15 protein-coding genes and 1 tRNA gene are annotated in these 18,139 nt (G+C 71.8%); 7 read left to right on the forward strand and 9 right to left on the reverse strand.

Annotation, left to right across the window (positions count from 1 at the left end):
- Positions 1-136: 136 nt before the first annotated feature.
- From ACGF0J_RS19240 to ACGF0J_RS19255, 4 genes are all read right to left on the reverse strand, one after another.
- A complete protein-coding gene (locus ACGF0J_RS19240) occupies positions 137-331 on the reverse strand; it encodes a hypothetical protein (protein ID WP_393147487.1) in 195 nt (64 codons plus the stop codon).
- A gap of 6 nt (positions 332-337) precedes the next feature.
- Positions 338-1,108 (reverse strand): hypothetical protein, encoded by a 771-nt coding sequence (locus ACGF0J_RS19245; protein ID WP_393147489.1) that lies wholly within the window; start codon positions 1,106-1,108, stop codon positions 338-340.
- 6 nt (positions 1,109-1,114) lie between these two features.
- The gene (locus tag ACGF0J_RS19250; RefSeq protein ID WP_393147491.1) at positions 1,115-1,663 is read right to left on the reverse strand and encodes a hypothetical protein; all 549 of its coding nucleotides are present in this window, start codon (positions 1,661-1,663) and stop codon (positions 1,115-1,117) included.
- A 79-nt stretch (positions 1,664-1,742) separates the two neighbouring features.
- Entirely contained in the window at positions 1,743-2,168 is a 426-nt protein-coding gene (locus tag ACGF0J_RS19255; protein WP_393147493.1) for a hypothetical protein, read from the reverse strand.
- Between the two features lie 94 nt (positions 2,169-2,262).
- Here ACGF0J_RS19255 and ACGF0J_RS19260 point away from each other — a divergent pair.
- Both ACGF0J_RS19260 and ACGF0J_RS19265 read left to right on the forward strand, forming a co-directional pair.
- Positions 2,263-2,339, forward strand: a tRNA-Pro gene (locus ACGF0J_RS19260).
- Between the two features lie 346 nt (positions 2,340-2,685).
- Complete coding sequence (locus ACGF0J_RS19265; protein ID WP_393147495.1) at positions 2,686-3,492, forward strand: UTRA domain-containing protein; 807 nt, start codon at positions 2,686-2,688, stop codon at positions 3,490-3,492.
- A 197-nt stretch (positions 3,493-3,689) separates the two neighbouring features.
- Here ACGF0J_RS19265 and ACGF0J_RS19270 read toward each other — a convergent pair whose 3' ends face one another.
- The 4 genes from ACGF0J_RS19270 to ACGF0J_RS19285 form a co-directional block, all read right to left on the reverse strand.
- Complete coding sequence (locus ACGF0J_RS19270; RefSeq protein ID WP_393147497.1) at positions 3,690-4,313, reverse strand: DUF1579 family protein; 624 nt, start codon at positions 4,311-4,313, stop codon at positions 3,690-3,692.
- Between the two features lie 235 nt (positions 4,314-4,548).
- A complete protein-coding gene (locus tag ACGF0J_RS19275) occupies positions 4,549-6,696 on the reverse strand; it encodes an NACHT domain-containing protein (RefSeq protein ID WP_393147499.1) in 2,148 nt (715 codons plus the stop codon).
- Positions 6,697-6,808: 112 nt separating this feature from the next.
- On the reverse strand, positions 6,809-7,435 hold the full coding sequence (locus ACGF0J_RS19280) for a TetR/AcrR family transcriptional regulator (protein WP_393147501.1): 627 nt from the start codon (positions 7,433-7,435) through the stop codon (positions 6,809-6,811).
- Between the two features lie 22 nt (positions 7,436-7,457).
- Complete coding sequence (locus tag ACGF0J_RS19285; protein WP_393147503.1) at positions 7,458-8,912, reverse strand: MFS transporter; 1,455 nt, start codon at positions 8,910-8,912, stop codon at positions 7,458-7,460.
- A 176-nt stretch (positions 8,913-9,088) separates the two neighbouring features.
- On the opposite strand from ACGF0J_RS19285, the gene ACGF0J_RS19290 reads away from it, so the two are divergent.
- Positions 9,089-9,364 carry a heavy-metal-associated domain-containing protein gene (locus ACGF0J_RS19290; protein ID WP_393147505.1) on the forward strand — a complete coding sequence of 92 codons (276 nt, stop codon included), beginning with the start codon at positions 9,089-9,091 and terminating at the stop codon, positions 9,362-9,364.
- 120 nt (positions 9,365-9,484) lie between these two features.
- Positions 9,485-10,915, forward strand: coding sequence for an MFS transporter (locus ACGF0J_RS19295; RefSeq protein ID WP_393147507.1), 1,431 nt, complete (start codon positions 9,485-9,487; stop codon positions 10,913-10,915).
- Between the two features lie 88 nt (positions 10,916-11,003).
- On the opposite strand, the gene ACGF0J_RS19300 is transcribed toward ACGF0J_RS19295, so the two are convergent.
- On the reverse strand, positions 11,004-11,894 hold the full coding sequence (locus ACGF0J_RS19300; RefSeq protein ID WP_393148071.1) for an endonuclease/exonuclease/phosphatase family protein: 891 nt from the start codon (positions 11,892-11,894) through the stop codon (positions 11,004-11,006).
- Positions 11,895-12,236: 342 nt separating this feature from the next.
- Between ACGF0J_RS19300 and ACGF0J_RS19305 the strand changes: the two genes are divergently transcribed.
- From ACGF0J_RS19305 to ACGF0J_RS19315, 3 genes are all read left to right on the forward strand, one after another.
- Entirely contained in the window at positions 12,237-13,631 is a 1,395-nt protein-coding gene (locus ACGF0J_RS19305; RefSeq protein ID WP_393147509.1) for a cytochrome bc complex cytochrome b subunit, read from the forward strand.
- Positions 13,632-13,809: 178 nt separating this feature from the next.
- Positions 13,810-14,793 (forward strand): BtrH N-terminal domain-containing protein, encoded by a 984-nt coding sequence (locus ACGF0J_RS19310; RefSeq protein WP_393147511.1) that lies wholly within the window; start codon positions 13,810-13,812, stop codon positions 14,791-14,793.
- 143 nt (positions 14,794-14,936) lie between these two features.
- Positions 14,937-18,098 (forward strand): S8 family serine peptidase, encoded by a 3,162-nt coding sequence (locus ACGF0J_RS19315; RefSeq protein ID WP_393147513.1) that lies wholly within the window; start codon positions 14,937-14,939, stop codon positions 18,096-18,098.
- The last annotated feature ends 41 nt before the right edge of the window (positions 18,099-18,139 follow it).

Here is an 18,139-nt window from a genome sequence, read left to right on the forward strand (position 1 = left end):
TCCCTCCGCCGTACGGACCACGTTCGCCTGAGCGACGACGACGCCCGGCCGTCCGTACGAGAAGTTCTCTCGTACGGACGGCCGGGCGTCGTCCACGCAGGCCGCTCAGCGGAGCCGGTCCGCGAGGCGCCGGCCGCTACCGCCGGGTGCGGGTGCGCCAGCCGCCGCTACCACGGACGCCGGCCGTACCGACGCCGCCCTGGTGCAGCGCGAGGAGCGTCAGCCCGAGCAGCATGAACGTCGTGCCGCTGATCCCGGCCGCGATCCGCGCGCCCAGCAGATCGAGCAGGAACCCTAAACCGAAGATGATCGCCGCGACGATCGCGAGCATGGCACCTCACCTCATTCCCGGGCTCATCGGGGAGCCCGTTCGCGTCATGTCCCGAGCCGCGTGCGGGCCCGTGTCCATCCCGGCACCTGTCCCGGAACCCGCCGTGGCGGCCGCCCCGGCGTCCGTCCCGCCGCCCGACACCGCCAGCAGCCGCTCCAGCACGCCGCGGTACTCGCGCAGCGCCTGGCGGAGCTGCTCGGTGTCGTGCTCCCCGGAGCCCTGCCACCGGCCGCGCAGCTCACTCGTGCGCTGGGTCAGCGCGCTCGTGAGAGACTCCACGACCTCGCCGACCAGCCCGTCGGCCCGCTTCACGGCATCGCCGGGATCGTCCACGAACCCCGCCTGCAGGTCGCGCCAGCGGGCCTGCACGTCCGCCGGGTCCCGGTCGAACAACGCCGTCTCCTGGGGGGCGGCGTGCGACGGCATCCCGCCGGCCGCGCCGGTCTCCTGACCGCGCACCATCGGCCCGGGTCCGCCCGCCACCGGCACGTCCTCGGGCGGCGCGGTGTAGGGGTCCTTGTAGTCCTTGGCGTGGGGGTCGCGCACGTCGTCGGTCACGTCCACCGCGGGGCGGTCGCGCCCGTCGCCGGCCCGTACCTCGTCGCGCCCGCCGGCCCGTACCTCGTCGCGTTCGCCCGCCCGCGCCTCGTCCCGCTCGCCGGCACGGTCGGAACCGTGCACCAGGGTGTCGTCCTTGGCCACCACGACCCGCAGGTCGTCGTCGCCGGGGCCCCCTTCGGCCCGCTGCTGCGACGGCACTTTCCGCTCATCGGCCATCTCGGATCACCGTCCTCGCGTCGTCTCTTCCAGCAGTTCCTCGAACAGCGCGCGGTAGTGCACCATCGCCTGGCGGAGATCCTCCGTGGAGGCCTCCTTCCGGGCCGCGCGCCCGCTGATCTCATGCGCCTTGCGGTAGTGGTCCAGCGTGGCCGCGTGCCCCACGGACAGGTAGGCCAGCCGCTCCTCGAAGCCCTCGGTCGGATACCCGCGCTCGGCCATCACCGCCGCGACGAGCTGGTCCGCCTCGGTCACCGCGAACATCGGCGCGTCGACGAAGCGCTCCTGCACGTCCCGCCACCGCTTGGCGTAGGTGTCACGCGACTCCGGCGCCAGCGGGCGGATGTCCAGCTCGGCATGACGCTGCTCCCGCGACAGCAGTTCCTCTTCCGCTTCCCGCCGGTTGTCGTGCTCGGCGACGACACGCTCGTACTCAGGGCCGAAACGTGTGCGGAGGCGGCTGCGGCGCCGCTGATGCTGGAGCACCACGTACCCGACTGCGACGACCGCCACCACCGCGACCACGACGACGGCCACCCAGATGAAGGTGGTCATGATGTTCGCCTCCGGTCTCTGTGTAGAGACCAGCGACTGCCCCCGAACGCCCTGTCGAAACGCCGCCGCCACCGGCCCTTCAGTGACGTTCGAGTGCCTCCCGGGCCGCCGAGAGCACCGCCGCGACATGTGAGCCCCCTGGGGGCGCGGGGACCTCCCCGAACCCCTCGACGGGGTCGTACGCCACATCCAGCCCCGCGTCGACGAGCCGCTGCGCCCACCGCAGCGCCGTGTTCAGCCGCTCCGACGCCGGCGGCCTGCCCTGCGCGGCGGCCGACAGGTTGCGCAGATTGGTCGCCGGCCCCGACTGCGAGTGCGCCCTGGCGACCTTCCACGGCACGGCCCGGCTGTGGTCCAGCATCGGCTTGGCCAGCCCGGCGGCCCGCTTCGCCTGCAACACCCCGGACTCGCTCACCCCGAAGTGCGCGGCCAGCTCCTGGACGCTCAACCCGGCACCCACGAGCCTCGCCAGCTCGCCACGGTCGATCGTCGGCCTCCGCCCCACCGGCCACCTCCCCTCCCGCCCCACGATGTACGCGGGCACCTGCGATGTGCGCTAAGGTTATGACGTCCCGCCCCGCAGGGGGCGGCCGCAAGACCGGGACGTAGCGCAGCTTGGTAGCGCACTTGACTGGGGGTCAAGGGGTCGCAGGTTCAAATCCTGTCGTCCCGACCAGATTCTCGCTGGTCGAGCAGGGTGTCATCCATCAGGATGGCACCCTTTCGCATGGGTGAGCCACTGCCGGGCGAAGAGGGTGTCCATCGCCGCCGCTCCTTGCGGCAGTACGGGGTGGCTCTGCTCGCGGTGGCCGACCAGTCGGGCGATGTCCTTCGGAGGATGTCGTAGTGGGAGAGCAGTGAGACGAAGCTGTGCCGCCTCTCAGGAGGTGTCCAGCTGTGGGCGGGCATCCCGGCACCCTTGACGATCTTCCGGAACACGCGTCGTAGGGTGCTGGCTGGACCCCTCGCAACAGGGGGGCTGAAGTGCACCGAATGTCGGTCCCTGAGGAGGCAACGCCCGGATGGATGTGAAGACGCTGAGAGAAGTCGCGCAGCTCAGCGATCCCGTGGAACGAGCCCGCATGCTCAGCCGACTCATGACCGAGGAGCAGGGGCTGGTCGCCGAGGCGGCCAAGATGAGACGGCAGGCCATCGCGGAGGCGCGGGAGTCCGGGATGAGCCTGGAGGAGATCGCCGGGCGATTGGGGGTCTCGCCGGGACGCATCTCGCAGATGAGGAAGGGGCCGACCGCGCGTGCGCCGGAGGGCCCTGCCTCGCCGGCTCCTCGTGTGCTGGTGCAGCGGGCGTTGCCGACCGAGCCCGCTGTCAGGGGGTCCCAGTCCCTGTTCCTGGCGGAAGCGGACCGGCAAGGGCTCAAGGCTGATCGCCGCATGCTCTATATCGGGCTGGAACCCGCCAGTGATCATGTTGCGGCCTGCCTGCGGGTCGATCCCGGTACGGACATCGTGGCCCGGCGCAAGATGATGACCGCAAACGACGTGCCCGTACGCATCGCCACGAGCTACTTCCGGGCGGACCTGTTCGGCGACACGAGGATCGCCGAGCCGGAGTTCGTGAAGCCGTCGCTGCAGTCCGCGTTGACCGCGCTCGGCTACTCGTTCGGTCACGCGGAGGAGAACCTGACCGCTCGGCCGCCGACGACCTTCGAGCGCGAGACGTTGGCACTCGAGCCCGGGGAGTGGGTCGTCCAGGTGCTCCGCGCGAGCTGTTCCACCGAGGACACGCCCATCCACGTCCTTGAGACGATCTGCGCCGCGAACCGGCACATCTTCTCCATCGGCCAGGTGTCCGGGTACGACGAGTTCTGAGTGACGATCACGCCGGACGACCTTGGGGACGCTGAAGGACCGGCAAGGGCTATAACTCCAGGTAGAGGCGAGTACCGGCCGTGACACCGCCCCTCGTGATGTGCCTGGGTCAAGGGGTCGCAGGTCCTGCACGCGCCGGCCCGTCACGACAACGACGAGCTGTGACGTGGAGCGCCCGTGAGGACGAGGGGGTGTGATCATTCGATTCTGCGGGTGTAGACGACCCGGTCGATGAGGCGTTCCTTCTGGCCGGGCGGGGTGAAGTAGAGATCGAAGGTCGGCTTGTCCCCGAGGGTGATGACGGTGCGCATCGGGATGGACCTGCCCTGGTAGTGGGGGCCGAGAATGCCTGGGTCGGTGAACTCGCCCGGGATGGACAGCTTCGCGGCCTTGCCCTTGACCGGGCGGCCTCGGTAGGTCATGGCAGTGGGGGTGACGCTGTCGAAGGTCGTCCACTCGTAGCGACGGTCGATGGTGGAGAAGCCGAGCACGCCCAGGCGGTAGTACGGCTTGCCGCCGAGGGTGCCTTCGGTGCTTTCCTGCAGGAAGCGGCCTCCGGTCTTGGCGATCCACTTGGTCTTCACCGTGATGTCACGGGAGACGATCGGCGTGCTGGACAGCACGTAGTTGGTCTTGGTCGCCTTCCACGTGCCGACCAGCGGGTCGAGGGCTTGGTGGAAGCGGCCGGGGGTCAGGTTGTCGACGGGCGCGTTGTCGCGTGTGGTGGCCGAGGCGCCCGTCGCGCCGGTCAGGGCGATGACTGCGGCGGCCGCCGCCCAGAGGAGCTTTTTGATGACGAAGGTTCCTTTCCGGAGGATCACCGGAGCGTCCTGTCGAAGTGGGCGGCCACGGTGTCGGCCGAGAGTGTCACTGTCGATCCTTGTCGTAGAAGTCGAACTGTCTGTGGACTCAGGGCACCAAGAGGTGTCGATGATGTCGAATCGCTCCATGCGGCCAAGCCTGTCGGCCTCGCCGTGGGCTCGGGAGATGGAGAAGTTGCAGCTCAGGCTGCAAGAACCTGCACGACGTGCCGGGCGACGGCAGCACCGTCACCGGCTACGGCGCGCCCTCGTCGATGGCGGCGGGTCGCCCGCGCGGGGCGTTCGGGCCGGGAGATGCCGGCGTGGGGTGGGCGGCCAGGTAGTCCTGGAGCTCACGGTGCCGGAACTGGTAGGCGATGCCGGACACCCGCAGCAGTCCCGCGTCGTAGCACCGGTTCAGGAACCGTCCCAGCCGCCACGGCAGCCGGCCCCGCACGGACAACAGAAGGCCCAGGTAGCGGCGCGCCAGCAACGGTCCCAAGGACGCCACGAAAGACATGCCGAACACCGCGCCCGCGGCAACCGCCGTTGTTTCCGAGAGCCCCGTCAGCGACGCGAACAGGACTCCCACCAGGAATCCGAATCCGGGGCCGAACGTGAGGACAGCCACAAGTGCCGAGACGGAGTCACTCCGGATGATCGCTCGTGGGTCGACGCCGCCGTGGAAACCGGCCCGGCCGTACTCCTCAGTCTTGTCGCGTGCCATGCCCAACCCCAGCAGGACGCTGAGAACGACCGTCACCCACGGCGAAAGCTCGACCTTGAGCCCCACGATGGCCGCCATACCCGCGCTGAAGCCGGCCCCGGCTGTGAGTACGCCCTTCACCACGGCCTTCTTGCGATCACGCCCGCCGCGGGGCCGTCCGGCGCGGACCGCGTCCGCCGTGGACCACACGTCCCGCCATGCTCTGACAGGTTCCCACAGCAACCTCAGAACCACGACGCCACACGGCCCGAGGAAGAAGAGCGCCGCTATCGGGCCCGATAGAAGGCCATCCACGATGTCGATCTGCGACAACACCAAGGGGAAGGCCGCGGCCACGACGGCGACCCCGGGAAGACAGGCCAGGAGGGCCACCAGCGCGCCGAGGACGCGCGGACGATCTCCCGCCAGCGGCCACAGCTCGTGCAGCACGAGATCAGTGCTGGACAGCACGCGTCCGTGGAACGGCGGCCTGCTCGTGTTCCCGCGCAGGTAGCCGGCCAGCACGGCCAGCCAGGCATGGGTCCGCTCAGCACTCGGCCCCTTTCCCGCCGGATCGGCCGCCGCCAGGCGGGCGGGGATGAACAGGCTGAGGAGATGCTCCTGAACGGCCGGCTGATCGGCGAACTCCGTGAGGGCGGAGGGGTCGCGCACGTAGCGTCCGGTGCGCGGGTCGCGTTCTTCGTAGACGGTGGCCGCCAGGGTGAGCCGCCACGGCGTGTTCAACGCCTCGGCCAGGACGTGACCGTCGCTGGTCAGCGCGTCCAGGACCGGCTGCCAGCGGTCCGGCTCCGCCTGGTCGGTGACGGCCTCGACGAACTGCCATGCCTTGTCCCCGGTCACCTCCCCCAGGTCGATGCGGGCGGCGCCGCGCGGGGCGGCTCGGTCGGCGACCAGGGCGTCGTACTGATCGGTCCGGCAGGTCACCACGAGGCTGCAGCGCTCCAGCCCGTGCTCGTAGTCCTCCAGCGCTCGCAGCGCCCGTGCGGCCCGCGATCCGAAGCCCGGCTTGTCGGTCCCGTCCATCTCGTCCAGGCCGTCGATGACGGGCAGGATCCCCTCCGCGTCCACGAGCGCGCGCGCGGTCACCGGCTTCAGGTCGAACGTCGCGGTCAGGTGCCGGGCGAGCATGTCCTTCACCGGTACGTCCGGATCCAGGCCCGCCGCCGAGACCCGTACGGGGACGGGGTCGTCCGGTTGTCTGTCGGCGAGCAGTTGCAGGATCAGCTCGATCGCGAGGACGGTCTTGCCGGAACCCGCCACTCCGGCGATCACCAGTCGTCGAGGTGCGCGCAGGTCACGGAAGTAGGCGGCCACGTGTCCGAGGGTGCCTGCGGGTGGGGCGGAGACCGGGTTGCCGGTGGGCCGGAAGGCGAAGTGGACGTCGATGACCGCGTCCCTGCCCTTGCCGCCCAGCAACTGTGCCCGCTGCGCCTTCTCCTCCGCCAGCACCCGCCCGGCCAGCAGAGTCGCCGCCGCCTGTACGTCGGTGTCGGCGCGCCGCTGCGCCTGCCACCAGGAGATCGCGGCGATGGCGGTTCCGGCGAGCGCGAAGCCCGCGCTGACCGGGTCCACGTCACCGGGGTATCGCATCCACACCCGCGAGGCGGCGACGACCAGCATGAGTATCCCGATCGCGATGCCTGCCCGTAACGACCATGTCTTCGTACGCCGGTCCACGCTCTCAGCATCCCAAGCCGATGCCCGCCGTGCGGGGCAAATGGTCCGAAGATCGCTGCGGCGGGGGCCCCTGACGCCGTGAATCCCGGTAGGCGGTCTCGACGGTGACGGGTCAAGGCTGCGGCGCGAGGGCGGGCAGCAGGGTCGCCTCCAGGACGTCGGCGGCGGAGTCGTGCTGGAGGCGGCCGGAGTTGACGTCGGCGGCGGCGGCGTGGAGGAGGCTGTAGACGGTGGTGACCATCCAACCGAGCGGGAGATCGTCGCGGAAGGCGCCCTCGTCACGCCCGCGGCGCAGGAGGTCTTCCACGTGGGCCATCGCCTGGTCGTGATGCTCGCGCGTGCGGGTGGCGCCGAGCTCGTGCTGGGCCACCTCGAACAGGCGGCGATGCCGGTCCAGCACCTGCCACGCCGTGCGCAGCAGCCGGCGCAGCGCGTCGGCGGCGGGGCCGTCGCCCGGCGCCGCGGCGGTGAGCACCGGGTCGGTCAGGGCGATCGCGTGCTCGAGCACGGCTTCGAGCAGCACCTCCCTGGAGGGGAAGTGGGCGTAGAGGGTGACGCGCCCGACGCCGGCGGCACGCGCGATCGCCGCCATGCTGACCTGAGGGTCCTCGGTGAAGCGGTCCAGCGCGGCGGCGACGATGGCGGCGACGTTACGTTCGGCGTCGGCGCGCCGCCGGGGTGCGGCATCGCGCTGATGTCCGGTGCCGGCGTGCGGGCGGTTCGTGTCGGCGGACTTCACAACGCCTCAGCCTACGGCGCTCTCAGTGGGCGAACACGGGCCGGTCGGTGACGGGCGGCCGGCCGGCGGGCATCAGCCATCCGGACAGGACGGCCAGGACGGCGGCGACCACGGCCGCGGCGGTGAAGGCCGCGCCGTACCCGCCGACCGGCACCGCGGAGGCGGAGCCGGCGCCCAGGCTGGAGGCGGCGACGCTGGAGACGAACGCGACCCCGAGGGTGGCGCCCAGCTCGTGCCCGGTGTTGATCAGCCCGGAGGCCATGCCGGCCTCGCCGGCGTCGACGTGGGCCATCGCGGTCGTGGTGGCGGTGACGAACGTCGCGCCGAGCCCGACGCCGGCGACGGCGAAGCCGGGCAGGACGTGTGCCCAGGCGTTGCCCGCGGCGGGCACCTGAGCCAGCATCAGGGCTCCCGCACCGGCCAGGACGAATCCGGAGACAGCGGCGGGACGCCCGCCCAGCCTGCCGATGACGCGCATGCCCGCGTGCGTGCCCAGTCCGATCACCAGGGCGACGGGAAGGAACAGCAGTCCTGTGGTGAGGGGGCTCAGCTTCAGGACATGCTGAAGGTACTGGGAGGCGAGGAAGAAGTCGGCCAGCAGCAGGCCGGACGCGCCCATCATGACCAGGTTGCCCGCGGCCACCGGACGGCGGGCCTTCGCCGCCACGCGGATCAGCGGCGCCGCGACGGCGCGTTCCACCGCGACGAACACCACCAGCAGCGCGGCCCCGGCGCCGAGCGCCAGCAGCGTCACCGGCTCCGTGAAACCGGTGTCACCGGCCCGTACCAGCCCGTAGATCAGCGAGCCGATCGCACCGGTGGCGATCACGGCGCCGGGCACGTCGACGCGGGGGGTTCGGGTCGCCGGACGCCGGGCGTCGACCAGCACGGGCAGGGCGACGGCGACCAGGACGCCGACCGGGATGTTGATGAAGAAGGCCCATTCCCAGCCTGGACCGGCGGCGAACACGCCGCCGAGGAGCACGCCGATGGCCGCTCCCGCGCCGCCCAGGGCGGCCCAGACGCCGAGCGCCCGGTTGCGGTCGGCCCCGTGGAAGGTCGTGGTCACGATGGACAGGGCGGCGGGTGACAGCAGCGCGGCGCCGACGCCTTGGGCGGCGCGGGCGGCGACGAGGACGCCGGCGTCCGGGGCGAGCCCGGCGGCCAGCGAGGCGAGGGTGAAGATCGCCAGCCCGGCGAGGAAGACGCGGCGGCGTCCGAGCGTGTCGGCCAGGCGGCCGCCGAGCAGCATCAGCCCGCCGAAGCACAGCGTGTAGGCGGTGACCACCCAGGTCAGGGTGGCACGCCCGAGTCCGAGCTGGTCGGCGATCACCGGCAGCGCGACGTTCACCACCGTCACGTCGAGTATGACCATGAACTGGGCCAGGCACAGGACGCCGAGTGCCCACCATCGCGAGGGCGAGTGGGGTGGCCCTGCCGTCGTGGAGTCGGAGGCCGGTCGGGGGGAGGGATGCATCGTCACTCCTAAGTCGAACATCGTTGTTCGATTTAAGGTAGCGCACGCCGACCGGCAAGTCGAACAGTTGCGTACGGGTTTCGCGGTCCCGTCTGAGGCCTTGCAAACCCCTGGGGGGTATGTTAGCTTCCTGGGCGACAGATACCCCCTATGGGTATCAACCGAAGGAGGACGACATGTGTACGGCTTGTGCGTGCGGCACCGCGGACGCCACGACGGCGACAACCGCCACCAAGAGCGGCGACCGGAGCGTCTACTCCGTGAGCGGCATGACGTGCGGCCACTGCGTCTCGTCGGTCTCGGCCGAGATCGGGGAGGTCGACGGCGTGTCCGGCGTGGACGTCGAACTGTCCACCGGCACGGTCACGGTCAGCGGGGCGGGCTTCTCCGACGAGGAGATCCGCGCCGCGGTGGAGCGTGCGGGCTACCGGCTGTCAGGGACCGGGTCCTAGGAAACGTGAGCGGTGGGCGTGCATTGGCCTGCACGCCCACCGGCGGGTCCGGTCCGATTCCGACATCACCCCCAGACCCCTATGTCGCATCGTATGGTGCGAGAAGTGAGGAGTGCGGCTATGAACGCCGTCAATCCAAGCAGGTGGTGGGCACTCGTCGTGCTCGCCGCCGCGCAGTTCATGGTCATCATGGACACCTCGATCATCGGCGTCGCGCTGCCGGAGATGCAGCGTGACCTCGGCTTCACCCAGGGCGGACTGCAATGGGTGTTCAACGCCTACGTCATCGCCTTCGGCGGGCTGCTGCTGCTCGGCGGCCGGCTGTCCGACCTGTTCGGCGCCCGCAAAATCTTCGCCGCGGGCTGGGTCGTCCTGATCGCCGGCTCCGTGGTGGCTGCCGCCGCCGGGTCGGCCTGGGTGGAGATCCTCGGGCGGGCCGTCCAGGGCGTCGGCGGCGCGCTGATCGCCCCCGCCGCGATGACCCTGCTCATGATGCTCTTCAGTCACGATTCCCGTGAGCTGGGCAAGGCCATGGCGCTGTACGGGGCCGCCGCGCCCGCCGGTGGCACGGCCGGCGTCTTCCTCGGCGGCGTGGTCACCGAGTACCTGAGCTGGCCGTGGGTGTTCATCGTGTACATCCCCATCGGTCTGGCCACGTTGGCCGCCGTCCCTGCGCTGCTGCCGGCCGTCCAGGGCCGGCGCGGCTCGGTCGACGTGCTCGGCGCCGTCGCGGTCACCGCCGGTATCGCGCTCGCCGTGTTCGCCGTCGTCCGGGCCCCCGAGCAGGGCTGGGGCTCGCCCGCCACCCTGCTGGAGCTGGCCGGCGCGGTCGCGCTGCTCGCGGTGTTCCTGCTGATCCAGCGTGCCGTCAGGCAGCCCATCATGCCGCTCGGCATCTGGCGCACCCCCGGCCTGGCCACCGCCAACCTGGCGATGGCGCTGCTCGGCGCGGCCTGGATCCCGATGTGGTACTTCCTCAACCTCTACCTGCAGCAGGTCCTCGGCTACGGCGCCTTCCCCAGCGGTGCGGCGCTGCTGCCGATGACCGTCGCCATCATGATCTTCATGATCGGCATCACGGCGCGGCTGCTGGGCCGCTTCGGCGCCAAGCCGCTCATCGTCGGCGGGCTGGCGGTGCTGGCCGTCGGCATCGGGGCGCTGTCACTGGTCCGGCCGGACGGCTCGTTCGTCACGGACGTGCTGCCCGCCTCCCTGGTCGCCGCCGTGGGCATGTCGCTGGCCTACATCCCGGCGATGATGTCCGCCATGTCGGGGGTACGGCCGGAGGAGAGCGGCCTCGCCTCGGGCATCGTCAACACCACCTACAACGTGGGCTCGGCCCTCGGACTGGCGGTCATGACGGCCATCGCCACCTCGCAGGGAGCCGCCGAGTTGGGCAACCTGTCCCGGCTCACCGACGGCTTCCAGGCCGCCCTCGTCGGGGCGGCCGCGGTGGCCGCTCTCGGCGGCGCGCTGACCCTCGTCCTCATGCGCAGGCCGAAGGCGGCCGTCGCGGAGGCCGAGCCGGAAGCACAGTCGCTCCGCGCGTGACGGGAGGAGCCGGTGAGGGCGTGCCGCCAGGCGCGCCCCCACCGGCGTGCTCGCCTGCCCGCCCACGATCCGCTGACCTCGGCCGGCGTCAGAGCTTGATGCGCGCCGCGACCGCCAGATGGTCGCTGCCGGTCGCCGGCAGGGTCCAGATGGTGACAGGAGCCGCCGCACGGGTCATGACGTGGTCGATCCGGGCGACGGGGAAGGCGGCGGGCCAGCTGAAGCCGAAACCCTCCTCCGCCGGGCGCAGCCGGGAGGTGAGCGGGGCCAGGCCACGGTCGTCGAGGGCGCTGTTGAAGTCTCCGAGCAGGACGATCTTGTCCAGCTTCTCCGCGGCGACGGCCGCGCCCAGGGCGGCGGCGCTCTCGTCCCTCCAGGCGGAGTCGAAGCCGTCCGGCAGCCGGATGCGGACGGAGGGCAGGTGGGCGACGTACACGGCCACGTCGCCGGAGGGCGTCCGCACGGTGGACCGCAGCCCCCGGTTCCAGTCTCCCCGGACATCCGCGGGCCTGATGTCCACCGGCCGGGAGTCCCCGAGGGGATGCCTGGACCACAGGCCGACGGTGCCGACGACCGTGTGGTGGGGAAGGCCGGGCGCCAGGACGGCCCGGTAGACGGGCAGGGCGACGGGCGTGAGCTCCTCCAGGGCGACGAGGTCGGCTCCGGCCTGCGCCAGGGCGCGTGCGGTTCCCGTGGGGTCGGGGTTGTCGTCGCTGACGTTGTGCTGGAGCACGGTCAGGTCGTGAGCCGCCGCCTGACCGGCAGCGGGCAGCAGCCGGGCACCGAAGAGACCGGCCCAGACCGCCGCGGGCAGCGCCAGCGACACCATCGCGATGGCCGAGCGGCGCAGCAGCGCCAGGATCATCAGCACGGGGACGGCCAGGCCGCCCCAGGGCCGGAAGGTCTCCAGCAGGCTGCCGAGGTTGCCCCAGGCGTTGGGCACGACGCCGGGGAAGGCGAGCAGCACGGCCACCAGCATGGCCAGCGACGCGAGGACCCGCCCGCGTGCCCGGGACGTCCGGTCCCGCCCGTCCCGGTCCCGGCGCGACCTCCCGATGAGACGGGGGAGCCGCACCGCGACCCGATCCCTGCGATCTTCGATGCTCATACTGTCCGACCGTAGGGGTCACCGCCCGCCCACGGTGCTTCACCAGCCTGCCCACCACCTCGGGGTCGGTGGCGGTGCCGCCCCGGATGTCGGCGCCGCCCTCGCGGCCCGGCCCGCATATGACGTAGCTCACCCGCGCAGGCGGCCCCGTGGACGTCACATCTCCGTGCCGGACGGCGTCGATTGCATGGAGTCGAGACGAGGAGAGGGCCCATGCGCTCGCGGGTGATGCGACGTCAGTCGTTCCGGTTCGGTCATTGGTCGTTCATGTTCGCCGAAGTAGCGATCTGGTCGTTCGTCGTCCTGGTGCTGACCGGGCTGTTCCTCATGGTGTTCTACGACCCCGGCATGTCTCCGGTGCTCTACCAGGGCGTGTACACGCCCCTGCGCGGCATCCCGGTCAGCGAGGCCTTCGACTCGACGATGCGGCTGAGCCTGGAGGTGCGCGGCGGGCTGTTCGTCAGGCAGGTGCATCACTGGTCGGCGCTCGTGTTCGTGGCGGCGGTCGCGCTCCAGTTGTTGCGCGTGTTCGTCACCGGCGCGTTCCGTCGCCCGCGCACGGCACAGTGGCTGATCTGGGTGACACTGCTGCCGCTGGGAATGGCCGCAGGGGAGAGCGGCAACATCCTGCCCGACGACATGCTGTCCGGCGGGAGCCTGTGGTTGATCCGGTCGGTTCTCCTGTCGGTCCCCGTTGTGGGCTCCGCCGCGGCACGCCTGCTGTTCGGCCCCGAGTTCCCCGGGGAGAGCGTCATCCCGGTGACGTACTGGGCGCACGTGCTGGTGATCCCGGCCGCCGTCGCCGTGCTCCTCGGGGCGCGCGAACGGCTGGTGCGGCGCAACGGCCACTCGCGGTTCGCCGCGTCGGCGCCGGGGCGGCGCGCCGCCCGCCCCCTGATGGCGGGGGTGACGGTCGGGGTGCTCGCCGTCCTCGGGGCGGCGTTCCAGATCGCGCCGATCTGGCTGTACGGCCCGGCGGGCCCGGGCCAGATCTCGGCGGGGTCGGTGCCCGACTGGTACATGGGGTTCCTCGACGGCGCGCTGCGGATCATGCCGGGGTGGGAGACGACCGTCGGGTCGTACACGCTCAGCCTCGCGGTCCTGGTGCCCACGCTGGTGGTGCCCGGAGTCTTCTTCGCCGTCCTGGCCGGCTACCCCGTCGCGGAGCGGCTCGTCCTCCGGCGCCTCACCCGGCGCGACGCGCTCGGCCGGCCCAAGACCAGCAGCCGCATGGCCGGGGAGGGCTCCGGCTCCGCCCTGCTCGACCGGCCGCGCGAGGCGGCGGTGCGGACCGGGATCGCGGGCGCCGGCGTCGCCTTCTACGGGCTGCTGTGGGCCGCCGCGGCCAACGACCGGTTCGCCCACGAGTTCCAGCTCTCGGTGGAAGGTGTGACGATCTTCTTCAGGTTCGCCGTGGTGGTCGGCCCGCTCGTCGCCTTCTGGGTGACCCACCGGCTCTGCCTGAGCCTGCTGCTGCGTGATCGGCACGTCAGGGAACACGGACCGGAGAGCGGGGTGATCGTCCGGAGTCCGCGGGGCGGGTTCCACGATCGGTCCGGCCGGGAAGGTCATGATCGGCTGCCGGCCGGCACCGCGCCGCCCAGGTGAGCCGCGCCGGACCCGAGAGGGCCGGGCAGAAGCGGCTTCGGAAGCCGCCGCCCCGTGGTGCGGCTGGACTCTCCCCCTGTGGGAGGCTTCATGCTGCTTCCAGCGGTCCGCACCTGTGGTTGATCCGCAGGTGGGGGCGGTGTGACTGTTCGCCGCGTCAGCGTGAGGAGAGCGACGCATGACCATCGTGAAGGACATCGAGGCCCGCGGCATGCACCACTGCGAGACGACGGCGCTGGGGGTGCTGCTGCGGCATGAGGGGCTTGATCTGTCCGAGCCCATGATGTTCGGGCTGGGCTCAGGCCTGTCCTTCGTCTACTGGGACAGCAAGGGCATGGCGTTCCCCTTTCTCGGCGGCCGCGTCAAGCCGTTCGAGCTGACCAGGAACCTGGCCGCCAGGCTGGGCCTGGAGTTGACGGTGAAGGAGACCGGCTCACCGCGCAAGGCGTGGGACAACGTGGCCGCCCCCATCGACGCCGGTCGGCCGGTCGGTCTCCAACTCGACTGTTACCACCTGGAGTATTTCCGCTCGAAGGTGCACTTCGGCGGCCACGTCGTCGCGATGTACGGCTACGACGAGCACGACGTCTATCTGGTGGACACCGACCAGCAGGGCGGAGCGGCGCGCACCAGCCGGGCCAGCCTCGCCCGGGCGCGGGCCGAACGTGGCCCGATGACCGCCAGGCACCGATCCTTCACCGTCGCTCTGCCGGCCGGGCCGCTCGCCTGGCAGGACCAGGTCGTCCCCGCCATCAAGGCCTGCGCCGACGCCTTCCTCTCCGCTCCCATCGCGAACCTGGGCCAGCGGGGCATCGAGAAAGCCGGCAAATTGGTGCCCGGGTGGCTGGCGCGCGTCGACGAGCCGCAGCAGGACCTGCCGCAGGCAGCCCTCCTCATGGAGAAGGCCGGCACCGGTGGCGCCCTGTTCCGCGCCCTCTACCGCGACTTTCTCGACGAGTGCACCCGGCTGATCGACGACGACAACCTCCGCGCCGGTCACCGGCTGTACGCCGAGGCCGCCGTCCTGTGGACGGACGTCTCCGGCTTGATCGCGAAGGCTGGGGAGAGCGGCGACGCGGGACACCTCCAGCAGGCCGGCGCCATCCTGCACGATCTCGCGCGCATCGAGAAGGACGCCATGCGGCTGCTGAGACAGTTGTAGCGCGAAGGCTCGAAGGAAGCGTGACGGGCGCTCCCGGCGGACGTGACACGACGGGCCGCGCGGCCCGCACCTCTTGACCATACTCCGTTCAACGAAGTATGGTCACTGCCGCATTCAAGATCACCTCTTGATGGAGGCAGTTCATGAGCTTAGGCGGCATTCTCGCATCCGCCCTCCTGGCCGGCACGATCATCGGGCCGCCGCCGGACCGGCCGGCGCTCGCCGCGCCTGTCGCGTCCGCCGCGCCTGTCGCGTCCGCCGGGTCCGCGGCGCCGGTTGGGCCCGCGGCGCCGGCTGGGGCCGTCACCCTCATCACGGGCGACCGGGTTGTGGTCGCGGGCGGCGGCGTACGCGTGGAACCCGGTCCGGGCAGGTCGGCGGGATTCGCCCGGCAGGTGATCGGGGGCCACCTGCACGTGATCCCGTTCGACGCCCGCCCGCTGCTGGCCCAGGGCGTGCTGGACCCGCGGCTGTTCGACGTGACGCAACTGCTGCAGTGGCGTTACGGCGACGCCGATCGGCCCGACATCCCGATGATCGTCCAGTCGGTGGACATGCCGGGGGCGCGGCGGCTCGCCGGGCTCGGCATGTCCACGCTCCGCATCGAGAAGAAGAGCGCCGCCCGGACGTGGCAGGACCTGACCGGCGGCGGCGCGCGGACACTGGCGGCCGGCAAGGCCAAGCTCTGGCTGGACGGCCTGCGCCCGTGGACTCTCGACAAGAGCGCCAAGCAGATCGGCGCCACCGAGGCATGGAAGCAGGGCATGACCGGCGAGGGCGTCACGGTGGCCGTGCTCGACTCCGGCTACGACCCCGAACACCCCGATCTGAAGGGTGTGGTCGCTCACGAACGAAACTTCACCGACGAGCCCGACATCCGTGACACCGTGGGGCACGGCACCAACGTCGCCTCCATCGTGGCCGGAGCCGGCGCGCGGTATCGGGGAATCGCCCCAGGCGCCCGGCTCGCCATCGGCAAGGTCGGCGGCCGCTTCGGCGCCTCCGACTCCTCGATCGTGGCCGGCATGGAGTGGGCCGCGACCGAGGTCAAGGCCAAGGTCGTGAACGTCAGTCTGGGCAGCGCGGACACCCCGCAACTCGACCCCGTCGAACAGGCGGTGAACACGCTCTCCGAGCGGACCGGCACGCTGTTCGTCGTCTCCGCGGGCAACACCGGCCGGGCGCCGGTGCTCAGCCCCGGCAGCGCCGACGCCGCCCTGACGGTCGGCGCGGTCGGCGGCGACGACCGGGTCGCCCGCTTCTCCAGCAGAGGCCCCCGCGAGGGCGACCACGCGATCAAGCCGGACGTCACGGCGCCCGGCGTGGACGTCATGACCGCCGGGACGGGCGGCGCGCACGAGCCGTTCAGCGGCACCTCGGCGGCCGCGCCGCACGTGGCCGGGGCCGCGGCGATCATGGCGCAGCGGCATCCCACCTGGACCGGCCGGCAGCTCAAGGCCGCCCTCACGGGCAGCGCGGTCCCCACGCCGGACGCCACACCGTACGAGCAGGGGGCCGGGCGGATCGACCTCGTCCGGGCCCTCGCCCGGCAGGTCGTGGCCGAGCCCGCCAGTGTGTGGGCCGCCTTCCCCTGGGGCGGCGAGGGGGAACACGTCTCGACCGGGACGATCACGTACACCAACTCCGGCGACACCCCCGTCGCCCTGGACCTGAGCACGCAGGGCGCCGAGGTGCTGAAGCTGTCGGCGCAACGCCTCGAAGTGCCCGCCAACGGCACGGCGTCGGTGACGCTGACCATCGACGCCACCGGCAAGGCACCGGGCGACCACGTCGGAGTCGTCACCGCCGCCTCCGCCCAGGGCGAGATCCGCACCCTGGCCGGCGCGTACGTCGAGCCGGAGTCGTACGACGTGACCGTCACCGCCGTCGGCAGGGACACCGGCGAGCCCGGCGCCCACGCCCAGTTCTACGACCCCGGTACCGGCGCCGTCCGGAGCCCGGTCTTCCAGGGCGGCACGGCGAGGATGCGACTGCCGAAGGGACGGTGGAACCTCTACGCCGAGATCAACGAACCCGCCTCGGTGACGGTCACCCACACCGCCGTCCAGGTCGACGGCGACCAGCGGATCACGCTCGACGCCCGCCAGGGCCGGCCGGCCCGCTTCACCGTCGACGACCCCACCGCCACACCCAGGAACGTCACCGACTTCACCGTCGGGCTCGGCCCGTGGTCGATCGGCTGGCGGGACCTCGCCGACCCGAGCAAGGAGTTCTACGCGGTGCCCACGCGCGAAGCCGGGCTGCGCTACCACCTGAGGTCTGTCCTGGACTCCACGACCGGCGCCCTCTACGACCTGGTCGACCACCGCGCCGGCGGATTCCCGGCGGACATGGGGCAACGGGCCGAGCGTGCCGACCTGGCGAAGGTGGAGGCGACGTTCCTCGCCTCCGGGGTCGCGGCGCAGGGCCGGCCCTACTTCACCCCCAGATTCGGCGAGGAACCGGGCAACGACATCTACGCCACGCTCCCGCAGGCTCTGACAGTGCCCGCAACCGTGACCTACTACCGCACGCCCGGGCTCACCTGGGCCAGCGCCTGGGTCACCGACACGTCGGACGTGCGGGACTCCGGCAAGGTCATGAAGCGCGGCCGCACGACGGAGGTGTGGAACGCCGCCGTCACCGGCCCCTCGTTCGCGGAGCGCAACGGAACCCGCACGGGCGACGAGCTGTCCTTCGACCCCGGCCGCCTGTTCGCCGACGGTGTGGAGGGCCGGACCGGCCTGGACGACGCCGCGACCGGCACCGCGACCCTGGCCCGTGACGGCCGGACGATCGCCGAGACCGCTCTGGCCGGCTGCCTGTACGAGCCCTGCGCGCTGACGGCCGCGCTGCCCGCGCAGCGGGCCGAGTACACGCTCACCACCTCGATGCGCCGGCAGGTGCCCCACACGGCGCTGTCGTCGAGCGTGGAGTCCGTCTGGACGTTCTCGTCCGCGCGCACGCCCGAGGCGAAGCCGCTCCCGCTGATCGCGGTCCGCTACTCCCCGGCCGGGCTCGACGCGTTCAACCGCGCCCGGACGGGCACGGTGACCAAGGTGCCCGTCCGGATCGAACGCAACCCCGGCGCGCCCAAGGCCAAGGTGGCCTCGCTCAGGCTGGAGATGTCCACGGACGACGGCGCGAGCTGGCTGCCCCTGCCGAGCGTCCCGACCGCCTCCGGCTGGACGGCCGTCGTGCCCAACCCGCGCACGCCCGGATTCGTCTCCCTGCGGGGCACGGTGACCGACACGGCGGGGACGACCGTCAAGCAGACCGTGATCCGCGCCTACGCCGTCGGCTGACGCACGCACAAGGGACGGCGGAAGGCTCCGCCGGGGTGCGC

Origin of the sequence: Nonomuraea sp. NPDC047897, assembly GCF_043204415.1 — a bacterium.
Classification (GTDB): domain Bacteria; phylum Actinomycetota; class Actinomycetes; order Streptosporangiales; family Streptosporangiaceae; genus Nonomuraea.

What these genes read in the sequence shown, in the direction of transcription:
- ACGF0J_RS19240 (WP_393147487.1), bottom strand. Translation starts at nt 331, where the DNA reads ATGCTCGCGATCGTCGCGGCGATCATCTTCGGTTTAGGGTTCCTGCTC.
- ACGF0J_RS19245 (WP_393147489.1), bottom strand. Translation starts at nt 1,108, where the DNA reads ATGGCCGATGAGCGGAAAGTGCCGTCGCAGCAGCGGGCCGAAGGGGGC.
- ACGF0J_RS19250 (WP_393147491.1), bottom strand. Translation starts at nt 1,663, where the DNA reads ATGACCACCTTCATCTGGGTGGCCGTCGTCGTGGTCGCGGTGGTGGCG.
- ACGF0J_RS19265 (WP_393147495.1), top strand. Translation starts at nt 2,686, where the DNA reads ATGGATGTGAAGACGCTGAGAGAAGTCGCGCAGCTCAGCGATCCCGTG.
- ACGF0J_RS19285 (WP_393147503.1), bottom strand. Translation starts at nt 8,912, where the DNA reads ATGCATCCCTCCCCCCGACCGGCCTCCGACTCCACGACGGCAGGGCCA.
- ACGF0J_RS19290 (WP_393147505.1), top strand. Translation starts at nt 9,089, where the DNA reads ATGTGTACGGCTTGTGCGTGCGGCACCGCGGACGCCACGACGGCGACA.
- ACGF0J_RS19295 (WP_393147507.1), top strand. Translation starts at nt 9,485, where the DNA reads ATGAACGCCGTCAATCCAAGCAGGTGGTGGGCACTCGTCGTGCTCGCC.
- ACGF0J_RS19300 (WP_393148071.1), bottom strand. Translation starts at nt 11,894, where the DNA reads ATGCTGGTGGCCGTGCTGCTCGCCTTCCCCGGCGTCGTGCCCAACGCC.
- ACGF0J_RS19305 (WP_393147509.1), top strand. Translation starts at nt 12,237, where the DNA reads ATGCGCTCGCGGGTGATGCGACGTCAGTCGTTCCGGTTCGGTCATTGG.
- ACGF0J_RS19310 (WP_393147511.1), top strand. Translation starts at nt 13,810, where the DNA reads ATGACCATCGTGAAGGACATCGAGGCCCGCGGCATGCACCACTGCGAG.
- ACGF0J_RS19315 (WP_393147513.1), top strand. Translation starts at nt 14,937, where the DNA reads ATGAGCTTAGGCGGCATTCTCGCATCCGCCCTCCTGGCCGGCACGATC.